The sequence below is a fragment of the Microbacterium cucumeris genome (assembly GCF_058349845.2).
The window spans coordinates 365,336-378,473 of record NZ_JBYRIZ020000003.1 but is presented as its reverse complement, the minus strand read 5'-3'; the positions used below and the strand labels follow the sequence as shown (position 1 = coordinate 378,473).

The 13,138-nt window shown below is 70.4% G+C and carries 8 protein-coding genes; 3 read left to right on the top strand and 5 right to left on the bottom strand.

From position 1 onward, the window contains the following. Positions 1–10: 10 nt before the first annotated feature. The gene (locus AC3RXZ_RS10895; RefSeq protein WP_491494033.1) at positions 11–769 is read right to left on the bottom strand and encodes an alpha/beta fold hydrolase; all 759 of its coding nucleotides are present in this window, start codon (positions 767–769) and stop codon (positions 11–13) included. A 60-nt stretch (positions 770–829) separates the two neighbouring features. Between AC3RXZ_RS10895 and AC3RXZ_RS10890 the strand changes: the two genes are divergently transcribed. Together AC3RXZ_RS10890 and AC3RXZ_RS10885 are read left to right on the top strand one after the other, a co-directional pair. Beyond that, entirely contained in the window at positions 830–2,155 is a 1,326-nt protein-coding gene (locus AC3RXZ_RS10890) for an MFS transporter (protein WP_491494032.1), read from the top strand. Positions 2,156–2,244: 89 nt separating this feature from the next. Then, on the top strand, positions 2,245–3,999 hold the full coding sequence (locus AC3RXZ_RS10885; protein WP_491494031.1) for a heparinase II/III domain-containing protein: 1,755 nt from the start codon (positions 2,245–2,247) through the stop codon (positions 3,997–3,999). Between the two features lie 240 nt (positions 4,000–4,239). Here the strand turns inward: AC3RXZ_RS10885 and AC3RXZ_RS10880 are convergent, their stop codons facing one another. From AC3RXZ_RS10880 to AC3RXZ_RS10865, 4 genes are all read right to left on the bottom strand, one after another. Beyond that, positions 4,240–6,897, bottom strand: a complete 2,658-nt coding sequence (locus tag AC3RXZ_RS10880; RefSeq protein ID WP_491494030.1) for a penicillin acylase family protein — start codon at positions 6,895–6,897, stop codon at positions 4,240–4,242. Between the two features lie 118 nt (positions 6,898–7,015). Then, a complete protein-coding gene (locus AC3RXZ_RS10875; protein WP_491494029.1) occupies positions 7,016–8,857 on the bottom strand; it encodes a YhgE/Pip family protein in 1,842 nt (613 codons plus the stop codon). Continuing rightward, the gene (locus tag AC3RXZ_RS10870; protein WP_491494028.1) at positions 8,854–9,723 is read right to left on the bottom strand and encodes a hypothetical protein; all 870 of its coding nucleotides are present in this window, start codon (positions 9,721–9,723) and stop codon (positions 8,854–8,856) included. Before AC3RXZ_RS10870 ends, AC3RXZ_RS10875 begins: the two co-directional genes overlap by 4 nt. Next, the gene (locus tag AC3RXZ_RS10865) at positions 9,720–10,343 is read right to left on the bottom strand and encodes a TetR/AcrR family transcriptional regulator (RefSeq protein ID WP_491494027.1); all 624 of its coding nucleotides are present in this window, start codon (positions 10,341–10,343) and stop codon (positions 9,720–9,722) included. Before AC3RXZ_RS10865 ends, AC3RXZ_RS10870 begins: the two co-directional genes overlap by 4 nt. A 159-nt stretch (positions 10,344–10,502) precedes the next feature. Here AC3RXZ_RS10865 and AC3RXZ_RS10860 point away from each other — a divergent pair, with 159 nt between their 5' ends. Next, complete coding sequence (locus AC3RXZ_RS10860) at positions 10,503–13,088, top strand: immunoglobulin-like domain-containing protein (protein ID WP_491494026.1); 2,586 nt, start codon at positions 10,503–10,505, stop codon at positions 13,086–13,088. Positions 13,089–13,138 lie beyond the last annotated feature (50 nt).

The following is a 13,138-nucleotide window of genomic DNA, read 5'->3' as shown; positions in this document are numbered from 1 at the left end:
CCCGGGCGGGTCAGAGACGCTCGGCGAAGCGCTGGATCAGCGCGGCTGCGGGGGCCGCGTCGCTGATGAGCGTGCCGTGGCCGTGGTCGGGGATGACCTCGAGCTCTGCCCCGGGGATGCATTCGAGGATCTCGCGGCACCAGCTCATCGGCGCGAGGGGGTCGGACTCCCCGCGCAGGATCAGGACAGGGCAGCGGATGCGGCGATAGGCGTCCTCGGGCTCGTGCACGATCGTCGCTCGCATCTTCCGGATCAGATGCGGGCCGCCGCGGAGATACTCCCTGGCCCCGCGCCAGAGGACGAGCGGACGTTCGCCTAACAGGTCGACGAGCAGGTACCGCGCCTGGGCGCCGACGTTGCGCGACGCGCTGTTCACCGTCGGCCCGGCGAGCACGACCCCGGCGACGAGCTCCGGATGCCGCGCGGCCAGCTCCGCGGCGATCTGGCTGCCCATCGAATGGCCGATGACGACGGCATCCGTCGCTCCGGCGGATCGCAGGTAGGCGGCGACGAGATCGGCGTGGCGCGCCATGGTCAGGGTCCGCTCGGGCTCTGGCGCCTCTCCGAAGCCGGGCAGGTCGAGGGCGATCACCCGTCCGCGCAGCCGATCGGTGAGATCCAGATACACGCTGCGGCCCATGCCGATGCCGTGAAGCAGCACGAGGGGGCGGCCCGTCCCGAAGGCCTCGACCACCAGGGTCGCCCCCGCGTGGGAGAACTCCTCGACCGTCGCGGAGACCCCCTCGGGGGCGAGCAGGCGAGTCGGCATAAGAGGACGATACCCGTCCCGCCGGGCGGACCATGTCCCCGGCGCGTGTGAGACTGGTGTGTGACCTTGCAGGACCCCACGGATACGACCGCGACGAACCCGAACCTCGCCGAGCGCATCGCGCGCTCGCTCTCCGACCCGGTGCTGCGGGCACTTGTCGCATCGACGGCGGTCTCCCGGATCGGCCGCGGCGTCTTCCTGTCGGTCACGGTGCTCTTCTTCACGCTCATCATCGGCCTGAGCGCAGCGGAGGCGGCCGTGGTGCTGGCGGTGTCGAGCGCCTTCGGCGTGCTGGCGTCGTTCCTCGGCGGATGGCTGGCCGATCGGTGGAGCGCCCGCCGGCTCACGTTCGTCTTCGAGGCACTCGGCGCGGTGCTGCTGGCGACCTACGCGTTCGCGGACACGTTCGTGGCCGCCCTCGTGATCGCGACCCTTGCTGGGTTCTTCGACACGATCGGCCATTCGTCGCGATCGGCGATCATCGCGCGCGGCTTCGCTCCGGACCGGCGGGTGCATGCGCGCGCCGTGCTGCGCACCGTCACCAACCTGTCGATCGCGCTGGGTTCGGGGATCGCGGCCGTCGCGCTCGCGATCGGCACGCCGGAGGCCTACCGGGTCGTGATCGTCGGTGCCGGGGTCATCGGCGTCCTCGGGACGCTGCCCCTGCTGCGGCTGCCCGCCTCGGTCGACGCCCCGACGCGCGCCGTGGAGCCGGTGCGGACCGAGACCGGGTCGATCGACGCCGTGAACACCGCGGATGCTGCGCGCGCAGCGCGACTCGACTGGAATCGTCGCTCGCCGTGGCGCGACCCCCGCTATCTGCTGCTGACGCTGCTGTCGGCCGTCTTCGGCATGCAGTTCGGGGTCGCCGAGCTCGGCGTCCCGCTGTGGATCACCGAGCGCACGTCCGCGCCCGAGGTGGTGGTCGCGGTCATTCTGATCGTGAACACGACGCTGGTCGTGCTGTTCCAGGTGCGTGCCTCACGTGGGACGCACGACGTGCGCACCGCCGGCCGTGTCACGATGGTCGCCGGCTGGCTCATGGCGGCCGCCTGCGTGGTCTACGCGCTCGCTGCCGGACTGCCGGCCTGGTCCGCGATCGTGATCCTGCTGGTGGCCGCGGTGCTGCACACCTTCGCCGAGATCCTGTCTCAGGCGGGAGCATGGGGGCTGAGCTTCGAACTCGCCGATCCCGTGCGCGCGGGCGCCTACCAGGGCGTGTTCGGCATGGGGTTCTCCGTCGGCGCACTCGCCGCGCCGATCGTGGTCAACGCGACGGCGATCACGTTCGGGCTCGTCGGCTGGATCATGCTCGGCGCCGTCTTCCTCGCGTCGGCGGCGGGTATCTGGTGGATCGCACGACGGGCGGCCGAGCAGGCGGCATGAGCGAATCGTGCGGGTGTGCCCGAGGGCGTGCCATGTCCGAGGAATCGGCCGGCGCGGTATACGTTTACCGAGACGATGGGAGATTCCGGATGACGCAGACCACCCTGGACGGCGGCTCCCTCGCCGCCGTGTTCGCCGAGGGCCGCGACCCGCAGCGCTGGCGCGAACCCATCCGCAATCACCGCATCGCCGCCAGGGCGCAGGAGTACCTCGACCGCGCGATCGCCGAAGCGGGCACGCCGATCCCGTGGCCGTCCTTCCGTGTATACCGCCGCTTCGACGTCGACGGCGACCGGACCGAGCACAGCGACGCCTACTTCGGCATCCGCAAGCGCCTGTTCGCCGCCGCGATCGGCGCGCTGCTCAGCGACGACGTCCCGATCTCGGCCGTGGAAGAAGTCCTGTGGGCGATCTGCGATGAGTACGTGTGGGCGCTTCCTGCGCACATCCCCGATCTCTCCTCCCCGGACCCCGAGATCCCGCATGACGAGGTCATCGACCTGTTCGCGGCCGAGACCGCCTTCGCGCTCGCCGAGATCTCGGCACTTCTGGAGGATCGCCTGCATCCGCTCGTCCTGGCGCGCGTTCGCCGTGAGATCGAGCGGCGGGTGCTCACGCCGTTCCGTGAACGCACCTGGTTCTGGGAGAGCGTCGAGACGAACTGGTCGTCGGTGTGCGCGGCGAGCGTCGGGATCGCGGCCATGTATCTCGAGACCGAGGGGCTCGAGGCGATCCTCGATCGCTGCAACGCCGCCATGGATGCGCTTCTGGCCGGTTACGGCGACGACGGCGTGTGCGTCGAGGGACTCAACTACTGGAATTACGGGTTCGGCCACTTCGCCTACTACGCCGAGGCGCTGCGGCAGCGCACCAGCATCGACCTCTGGGCGGGCCCGCACCGCGACAAGCTCGCCGCGATCGCGCGCTATCCGCTGGGGGTCTCGCTCGGCGGGCGGGCGGTCGCGGCCTTCTCGGATGCGGAGCCGCTCGGCGCCGTCGCCCCGGCGCTGGCGGGGCTGCTCGAAGCCGTCGACGAGAGCAACGCCGTCTCGCGCGACTTCTGGTCGACCGCCGGCTGGTCGCACAACTGGGGACCCGTGATCCGGCAGTTCGTCTGGGCGCGCGACGCCGCGGACGAGGCGCCGGATGCCGAGGCATCCGCCGCCTGGTTCCCGGATGCCGAGTGGCTGGTGGTCCGCACCCGCGAAGGCGACCACGAGATCGGCTTCGCCGCGAAGGCGGGGCACAACGACGAGCCGCACAACCACAACGACCTCGGGTCGTTCCTGCTGGCGGTGAACGGCGAACCGCTGCTGAGCGAATTGGGCATGGGCTACTACGACGCGTCCTACTTCCGGGTCGAGACGCGTTACGAGAACCCGTCGGCCGGATCGCAGGGGCACAGCGCGCCGATCGTCGCCGGAGTGCGTCAGCGAAGTGGGCGGGATGCTCGGGCGATCGTCGAGGACGTCTCGGCCGAGGACGGGCGCCTGGTCGTGGATCTGACGTCCGGCTACGACGTCGCGGGCCTTCGTTCGGTGCGCCGGGCACTGACGTTCACGGGCGGGACGCTGACGATCTCCGACGCGTTCGCGCTCGAACAGGACGCGGAGATCGTCGATCGTCTGGTCTCGCTGTTCCCGATCGCGCTCGACGGCGATGCCGCCGTGATCAGCGGTGAGCTTGGGGCAGTGCGCGTCACGTGGTCCGAGGGATGGGAGCCGCGTCTCGGCGCGACGGAGTTCCGCACGCACGACGGCGATCCCGCGACCGCGCATTTCCTGGATCTCGTGCGCACGGCGGCGGACGCGCAGTGCACGATCACCGCCGACGTGCTGCGCTGATCACCGCGTTGTCGCTCAACGAGCGGGTAACGGGGTGCGGGTGCGGGACACCCCTCTTTCGTTCGTTGAGCGACGAGCGCAGCGGGAGGAGTCGAAACGGGGTTGTTGGTGTTCGGGTGTCACCGCGTTTCGACTCGCTTCGCTCGCTCAACGAGCGGGTGGGGAGCGATTAGCGGGGTGCGGGTGCGGGCGTCCCCTCTCGTTCGTCGAGCGACGAGCGCAGCGAGGAGTCGAAACGCGTTACGGGCGCAGCACGAGAGTGTCGACGGCCGCGGCGTCCACGGCATCCGCCGAGAACACCCAGTCCCGCTGCACGCCGGCCGCCCAGTCCGCGGTCTGGTCGGTGTAATGGTCCGAGAACGCGTGTCCGGAGGCTCCGGTGAGGTGGATCCAGCTCGACGCGTCGAAGTCGGCGAGGTCCACGACCATGCGCATCGACGGAACCGTGGTGGTCGCGTAGGACTCGCCCAGCTCCCATCCCGTCGCGTTCACGACCGAGGCGCCGCCGCCCACGGGATACGGTCCGCGGTTGAACAGCCATTCGATCGGCGCGATACCGCTCGAGCCGAACGTCTCGCTGGTGAGCGTCAGCGCGTGCAGGTCGCCCCAGTTCCAGCGCGAGGGCGTCTCGCCCTGCAGGGCGGCGAGCTCGTCATAGGCCTGCTCTGCGGAGAGCTCGAGCATGGCGTCCATGCCGTCCACGTCGATCGCCTCATTGGTCCACAGCGGGTCCTCCGGGTCATCGAGCATCGCGCCGATCACGGCGAACAGCCGGCTCTGGCTACCCAGCGGCAGCGGCGTCTCGCGGTTCGCGAAGATGTTCTGCGCCAGGTTCGACCACAGCACGTTCGCGTAGGCGGCAGCCGCCGAGGACGGGTTGTTCTGCGCGTCCCACGTGCGCAGCAGCGCGACGGCGTCCTGCGCGCCGCGTCCGTCGACCTCCACCGCACCCATCGCCGTGGCCAGCTGCTTGCCGATCCACATCTCGTTGTCCATCTGGATCGCCTGCATGTCCTGCGCGGTCAGCGGTGCGGCCGCCGCGCGACGCTCGATCAGGTGCGCGATGCGCGCGGCGCGGTACCCGTAGTCCCAGTCCCGGGACAGAAAGTAGTCGTAGTCGTCCGTGACGATCGCGTTGTTCGCCGTGACGATGTATCCGGATGCCGGGTTGTAGGAGACCGGAAGGTCCTCGAACGGGATGTATCCGGTCCAGTCGTAGGCGCTGTCCCATCCGGGCTGCGGTAGCCAGCCGTCCCCGCTGCCGCGCACCGGGAGCCGACCGGGCGTCTGGTAGCCGATGTTGCCCTCGACGTCGGCGTAGATGAGGTTCTGCGCCGGCACGTCGAACAGCGACGCCGCGCGGCGGAAGTCCTCGAAGTTCTGCGCCGTCGACAGCGCGAAGATCGCGGTCGAGGTGGTCCCGGCATCCAGGGCCGTCCAGCGCAGGCTCACGGCGTACTCGCCTTCCGGGATCTCCGGCGCACCTTCCAGCGGCAGCACGGTCCCCCCGGTGCCGACCACCGGGTCGTCCGCGATCGCCGTGAAGTCATCCGTCAGGCCGGAGATGATCGGTCCGTGGACGGTCTCGCGCACCGTCAGCGGAACGTCCTCGCCGCCCGCCACCTTGATGGTCTCCTCACGGATCTCCAGCGGGACGAGCTGGCCGTCGCGCCAGTACGAATCGCCGTCCACCCGCTCGACGTACAGGTCCGTGACATCGGTCGTGAGGTTCGTGAAGCCCCACGCGACCTGCGCGTTGTGGCCGATCACGATGCCCGGAAGCCCGGAGAACGAGAACCCGCCGACGTCGAACGGGCACTCCTCGGTGACCTCCGAGCACTTCAGCTGCACCTGATACCAGACGCTCGGCAGCGAGGCGCCGAGATGCGGATCGTTCGACAGCAGCGGCATCCCGGACTCGGTGAGAGCCCCCGACACGACCCACGAGTTCGACCCGATGCCCTCGCCGACGTCTCCGATGAGCAGGCTCGCCGCCTCGATGACGGAGTCCGCCTCCTGCCAGTCGATCGACGCGACAGCGGCCTGGGCGTCGGCCTCATCCTCGGTCGGGGCCGTGAAGGCGGCGGCCTCGGCATCCGTCGACGTGCTCAGCGCCGGGACGCTCGAGATCTTCGGGACGATCACGGGGTTCTGCTCGAAGGGATAGGCGGGGTACAGCTTCTCCAGCGTCTCCTGGGTCGGGGCGGCATCCGCGCTGTCGCCCTCGGCCTCCAGCTGGGCGGCGAGGATCGCGCGCTCCGTCTCTGCTTCGACGTTGGTCCGCAGGTCCCAGGCCATGGCCTTGAGCCACGCGACCGAGTCGGCGGGTTCCCACGGCTCGACCTCGTAGTCCGGGTTCTGGATGCCGAGCACGGCGTACTCGAGGCTGAGGTCGGCCCCGCTGCGCGTGGCGAGGTAGGCGTTCACGCCGTCGGCGTAGGCCTGGTAGTACCCGAGGGTGGTCTCGTCCATCGCCGCGACCTCCTCCTCGGCCGTGACGCGCCAGCCGAGCGTGCGCAGGAACGAGTCCGTCGCCACCTGGGACTCGCCGAACATCTCGGCGACGCGTCCGCTCGTGACGTGCCGGCGGAAGTCCATCTCGAAGAACCGGTCCTGGGCGTGCACGAAGCCCTGCGCGAAGAAGAGATCGTGCGAGCTGTCGGCCGTGATCGTCGGGATGCCGGACGCATCGCGCTGCACGGTCGCCTGCGCTTCGAGGCCGGGGAGCTCGACCTCGCCGGAGGTCTGCGGGAAGGAGCGTCCGATCGTCCAGGCGAGGAAGACGCCCGCGGCGACGGCGATCACGACGATCGCGGCGATCACGGCGAGGGCGATCGCGCCGATGCGACGGCCGATCGAACGGCGCGGTGCGGCGGATGCGGCATCTTCTGTCGTCATCGTCAGAGTTCCTCCGGGTAGGGCTGTGAGACCCGGTGTCACCGGATCGGGGTACGCGTTTCGGGTCGCGCGCCCTGGCATCCTATCCCGCCGGGAGCCCTCCCACCGAGTTCCGCGATCACCCGATCAGGCTGGGCTGGAGGTCCCGGAGCGTGCGCCGATGCGTCATGCGGGTCACGCCGATCATCGCGAGCAGCAGGGCCGCGACGAGCCAGATCGCGAGGGCGGCGAGATCCCAGGCGGCACGGGCGAGGTTCCCGCCGTACATGAGCTGACGCATCGCATCCACGACGTAGCCGAGGGGCAGCACGTGGTGCAGCGCCGCCAACGGCGCCGGAAGCGTCTGCCAGGGGAACGTGCCTCCCGCCGTGACCAGCTGCAGCACCATGAGCACGAGCCCCAGGAACTGTCCTACCGAGCCCAGCCAGACGTTCAGCGCCAGAATGATCGCCGCGAACGTCGCCGAGGCGAACATCAGCACGCCGAGCGTGCCGAGCAGGTTGTCGAAGCGGAACCCGAGCGTGGCGGACAGGATGCCCATCAGGCCGACCATCTGCAGGGCGCCGAGAGCGGCGGGCGTCAGCCACCCGGCGAGCGTGACGCGGATCGGGGAGTGCAGGGCGGTCACCGCGCGACGCGAGATCGGCTTGACGATGAGGAACAGCGCGTAGATGCCGATCCACGCGGCCAGGGCCGCGAAGAACGGGGCGAGGCCCGCGCCGTAGTCTTCGGCCGACGCGACCTTGTCGCTGGACACCGCGACCGGATCCGCGATCGTGTCGGCCTGGGCCGTACGCAGTTCGGGGGTGGATGCCGGGATCTCATCGACCCCGTCCTGCAGGCCGTCGCGCAGCTCGACGGTTCCCGCCGACAGCGTCGCCAGCCCGTCGCGCAGCTGCGCCGCGCCCTCGTTCGCCGAGGCGGCTCCGGTGGCCACGGTGTCCGCTCCGCTGGAGAGCGTCGAGGCTCCGGAGGAGAGTTCGGCGGCTCCGGCGGCCACCGAGGCGGAGCCCGACGCGAGCTGGTCGATCCTGTCGACGGCGGACTGCACGGTCGCGTTGCCGTCCTCGAGGCGCTGCGCCAGCGGATCGAGTTCAGCGAGGACCCGGTCGATCTGCTCCTGTGCGACGCCCTGCTCGCTCAGGAGCGCTTGGATGTCGCTGCGCGCCTGGGGGAGGGCGTCGACGGCGTGCTGCACGGCGGTGCCCGCGCGGTCAGCGGTGTCGGCGAGCTGACGGTTGCCGTCGCTGACCTGCTGGGCGCCGTCGGCGAGGGTCGCCGCTCCCGTCGCCAGCGAGCCGGCACCGGTCGCGAGCCGGGCGGTGCCGTCGGCGAGCTGCGCGGTTCCGTCGGCGAGCGTCGAGCTGCCGGTCGCCGCGGCCCCCGCCCCGTCGACGAGCCGGGTCGCCCCGTCCGTGGCGTCGATCATGCCGTCCCGGACGTCGCTGAGTCCGGTCAGGAGCTTCTCGGCGGCCTCGGAGCCGACCATCTGGGCGACCGAACTGCGGATCTTCTCGACCGCCTGCGTGCCCATGGATGACGCGAGGTAGTTGTTGGCGTCGTTGGTCTCGAGCTCGATCCGCGCCTGGTGCGGGTCGGTTCCGGATGCCGAGGAGAGCGCCTCCGAGAAGTCGGCGGGGATCGTGACGGTGAAGTCCACGTCGCCGTCGTGCAGCGCCTGGGCGGCATCGACCGCGGACATCTCCTGCCAGTCGAACGCGCCGCCGTCGAGGAGGTTCTCGGCGACGTCCTCGCCGTAGTTCGCGGAATCGGTGCCGGTGTCCTCGACGACGAGGGCCACCGGAACCTCGGAGAACTTGCCGTACGGATCCTGGTTGGCCCACAGGTAGAGACCGCCGTAGAGGATGGGGACGCACATCAGCGCGAGGAGTGCGACCACGCCCATCCGGCTTGCGGTCAGCCGCCGCAGCTCGGCGGCGATCATGGCGGGGACCTTCATCGCGCCTCCTCCTCTCGCTGGTCTTCTTCTTCTCGCTGGTCGAGCGGGGACGGCGGCTCGTCCTCTTCTTCTCGCTCGTTGAGCGGGGACGGCGGGGCGTCTTCTTCTTCTCGCTGGTCGAGCGGGGACGGCGGCTCACCCTCTTCTCCTCGCTCGTTGAGCGAGGACGGCGGAGCCGACCGAGTCGAAACGCGGTCTCCTCCGGACCCGTCATCCCCTGCCGAGGAGCGAGTCAGATCCCCGACGGGCCCGGAGGCGTTGACGGCCCCGAGCTCGCGGACGCGCTCGAGCGCGATGGCGGCGGAGCCGCCGACGATCACCAGCAGGGCGAAGCCGCGGTCCGCGAACTCTCCGGCGATGCGCCACCAGCCGTCCGGACTGCCGCCGTGCCGGTCGGGGGAGACGAGGACGATAGCCTCGACGCCCTCCCGCAGGACGGCCAGCTCGCACAGGATGCGCACGCGCGCCGCCGGATCCACAGTGCCGATCGGCGCCGAGGCCAGCTCGTCGAAGCCGAGCTGCGCCAGCCAGCGGCGGGCGTGCAGGGGAGTGGCGGGCCGGCCCGCGAACATCAGCTCCTCGGCGACGACCGCGGCGAGCGCGATGTCCGGATGCGGATCGCTGACGTCCGGGGCGTCGACCAGCGCCACCGTGCGGCGCAGCGCCTTCGCGTCGGTCGCGCCGTCGATCGTGACGCGACCGGTCTCCGGGCGCATCCGTCCGCTCGCGATGAGGCCGAGGACCGTCGGGCGCTGCTCGGTCTCGGCGAGCGCGTAGCGCACCGCGCCGGTGTGGAACTCCAGGCTCGTCGGAGGCAGTGCCTGCCCCGCGCGGCCCTTGCTCACCTCGTGCAGGGCGACTCTCATTCGGCCTCCTCGTCCGTGAGCTCCGGATGCTCGGCGAGCAGCGCGTCGGCCTGCTGCCAGGACAGCCCCGCGACGCCGAGGACGGCGCGGACGGCGACCGAGGCCTCGTCCTCGGTCACCAGGTCGTCGCGCACCACCATGCGGGCGGTGGACTCGATCAGTCGCGCGAGCGTCGCGGCCCCGACGTCGGTGCGCAGGGTGCCGTCGTGCTGCCCGCGCTGGACGATTCCCACGACGACGGCGCGGACCGGGGCGAGGGCGGCCGCCGTGTCGGCGACGTGTGCGTCGTCCAAGGCGATGCTCGCGGCCACGCGGATGTGGGCGGCCTCGCGCCACAGCCGAGCGGCGAGTTCGGCCAGCGCGAGGGGAGCGTGCGCGTCGACGGGCCGCTCGGCGATGGCGTTGAACCGGTGGGTTCCGGTCGCGATCAGTTCGCGGATCAGGGCGCCGCGGTCCTCGAAGTGACCGTACAGGGCGCGTCGCGACAGGCCGGCCGTGCGGGCGATGAGGTCGATGGATGCGTTCGGGTCGATCGCGAGCGCCTCGCGCGCGGCAGCGAGGATGCCGTCGCGATTCGCCTGGGCGTCGCGGCGCGGAGCACGAGGAGAGGTCTGAGTCACGGCATCCAGTGTACCTATCTTGCACACACATGTGCAAGATAACCCCGCGTCGACTCGTCGTTCACCGCGTGGTCATCCGCGCGTCAGCCAAAAGGCTCCGACGGTTCCTAGCCTGACGGCAACCCGTCTAAGAACTCTCTTAAGGAGTGCGCCTTTTCCATGTCCCGACCCACCCTCACCGGCCGGCGCGCGTGCGCCGGACTCGTCGCTGCCGCCCTCGCCGGCGGCGCAGCCGTCTCGTTCGGAGCCACCGCGGCCACCGCGGCGGAGATCCCCGAGACCTTCCTCAGCACCGCATCCACGGTCTGGAGCTATTCCGACGACAACTCCGACCCGGCGGCAGGAGCCGCTGACCGGCTGATCTGGACCCAGCCCGCCTACGACGACACCGCCTGGAAGACCGCCACCGGCGCTTTCGGGGCGAAGAACGGCCAGCCCACCGGCATCGGAGCGGACTTCCCGATCACCACGCTGCTCGACCAGTACATCGAGGGCACGTCCACGGACGTCCCGACGTTCCACTTCCGCACCACGATCGACATCGACGCCGAGCAGCTCGCGGCCATCGAAGGGCTGAAGGCCGAGGTCATGTACGACGACGCGCTCCAGGTCTTCGTGAACGGCGAGAAGGTCGCCGGGTTCATCGACGACGCCGTGGAGGCGGCTCCGGAGTCCGAGCGCAACCTCATGTACGCCGGGAACAGCAACGGCGATCCGGTGACCTCGACCTTCACGATCGACCCGGAGGATCTCGTCGCCGGCGAGAACACGATCGCGGTCGCCCTGCACCAGGACCGCGCCACGAGCTCGGACATCTACTTCGACTTCGCGAGCCTCACGCCGATCCTGCCCGGCGAGGCGGGGGATGCCGCCTACACCGACGTCGTCCTGACGATCGGCGCGGACGCCTCGGCGCGCAACGTCACCTGGTACACCGACACCGACAGCGCGCAGGTCCTGCAGTATGCCGTCGGATCCGACACGACGGCGTTCCCGGCATCCGGGGTCCGCACGGTCGAGGCCACCGGCGACGTCACCACGAGCGGCGAGTACAACCGCCGTGCGGCGATCACCGGACTCGCCGAGAACACGTCCTACGTGTACCGGGTCGGGTCGGAGACGGACGGCTGGTCCGAGGTGCGCACGTTCTCGACCGCATCCTTCTCGGGGGACTACGACTTCCTGTTCTTCGGCGACCCGCAGATCGGCGCCTCGGGGAACGCGCAGAACGACGGCGCCGGCTGGGCGCAGACGCTCGACATCGCGACCGAGACCTATCCGGACAGCGAGCTGCTCTTCTCCGCCGGTGACCAGGTCGAATCCGCCGGCAACGAGACGCACTACGAGCAGTTCCTCGCCCCCGAGCAGCTCGGCGAGATCGCGCTGGTCCCCGTCAACGGCAACCACGACGTGGGATCGAAGGCATACGAGCAGCACTACACGGTGCCGAACCTCGACCCCACCGCCGGGGCGGCCACGAGCGGCTCCTCCTCGGGAGGCGACTACTGGTTCGAGTACAAGGACGTCCTGTACGTCGTGCTGAACTCCAACAGTTCCGACTACGCGAGCCACATCGCGTTCATGGAGAAGGTCGTCGCCGAGCACGGCGCCGACGCCACGTGGAAGGTGCTGGCCTTCCACCACTCCATCTACTCCGTGGCCTCGCACGTCTACGACACGCAGATCGAGAACCTGCGCGCGGCGCTGCCTCAGACGATCTCCGACCTCGGCTTCGACCTGGTGCTGCAGGGGCACGACCACAGCTACACGCGGTCGTTCCTGATCGAGGACGGCGAGCTCGCCGACGCCACCGAGGTCGCAGGCCAGTCCGAGGTCTCGGCGGGCGAGGGCGAGGTCCTGTACGTCACGGCGAACTCCGCCAGCGGCTCGAAGTACTACAACGTCAAGGCGCCGGACGCCTGGTACGCCTCGGTCATCAACCAGGAGAAGGTGCGCAACTACTCGCACATCGAGGTGACCGACGGCGCCATCACCGTCACGACGCTCCGCAGTGAGGCGTACGGCGAGAACTCGCCCGTGAACAGCGTCGTCGACGAGGTCACCCTCGTGCGCGACGACGTCACGGCGCCCGAGATCACGCTTCCGGACTCGAACGAGGTCGAGCAGGGCACCGCCTTCGACCCGCTGGACGGCGTCACCGCGACGGACGACCGCGACGGCGACCTGACGGCGTCGATCGAGGTCACCGGGTCGGTGGACGTGGACGCACTCGGGGCGTACGAGCTCGTCTACACGGTTTCGGATGCCGCGGGCAACGAGACCTCGATCACCCGCACGGTCACCGTCGTCCCCGCGTCGGTCACGCCTCCGGCGGAGCAGGCGTCGGTGTCGGTCTCCGGCGACCTGGTCCAGGGCGGCTCGATCGAGATCGCGGGCGCGGGCTTCACGGCAGGAGACGCGGTGAACATCACGGTGCACTCCGATCCCGTGGACCTCGGCACCTTCACAGTTGCGGACGACGGCACCCTGACGGCGAGCTGGACGATCCCGGCAGACTTCGCGGCCGGGGCGCACTCGATCGTCGTGACGCTCGCCGACGGGAGCACCGTCACGGCCGAGTTCACCGTGACGGCAGCCGCGGGAGCAGGCGGCGCGTCCGCCGAGGGCGACCTCGCCACGACCGGTGCCGAGCTGCCCCTCGCCATCGGGGGCCTCGCCCTGGCGCTGCTCGTCACCGGCGGCGTCCTCGTCGCCCGTCGGCGCAGCCTCGCCGCTCGCGACTGATCGCATCGGATGCCCCGGGCCGGCGGGTCCGGGGCATCCCCGTTCCTCGG

Bases quoted from the DNA above. Each gene is read 5' to 3' on its own strand.
- AC3RXZ_RS10895 (WP_491494033.1), bottom strand. From the start codon at position 769: ATGCCGACTCGCCTGCTCGCCCCCGAGGGGGTCTCCGCGACGGTCGAG.
- AC3RXZ_RS10885 (WP_491494031.1), top strand. From the start codon at position 2,245: ATGACGCAGACCACCCTGGACGGCGGCTCCCTCGCCGCCGTGTTCGCC.
- AC3RXZ_RS10880 (WP_491494030.1), bottom strand. From the start codon at position 6,897: ATGACGACAGAAGATGCCGCATCCGCCGCACCGCGCCGTTCGATCGGC.
- AC3RXZ_RS10875 (WP_491494029.1), bottom strand. From the start codon at position 8,857: ATGAAGGTCCCCGCCATGATCGCCGCCGAGCTGCGGCGGCTGACCGCA.
- AC3RXZ_RS10870 (WP_491494028.1), bottom strand. From the start codon at position 9,723: ATGAGAGTCGCCCTGCACGAGGTGAGCAAGGGCCGCGCGGGGCAGGCA.
- AC3RXZ_RS10860 (WP_491494026.1), top strand. From the start codon at position 10,503: ATGTCCCGACCCACCCTCACCGGCCGGCGCGCGTGCGCCGGACTCGTC.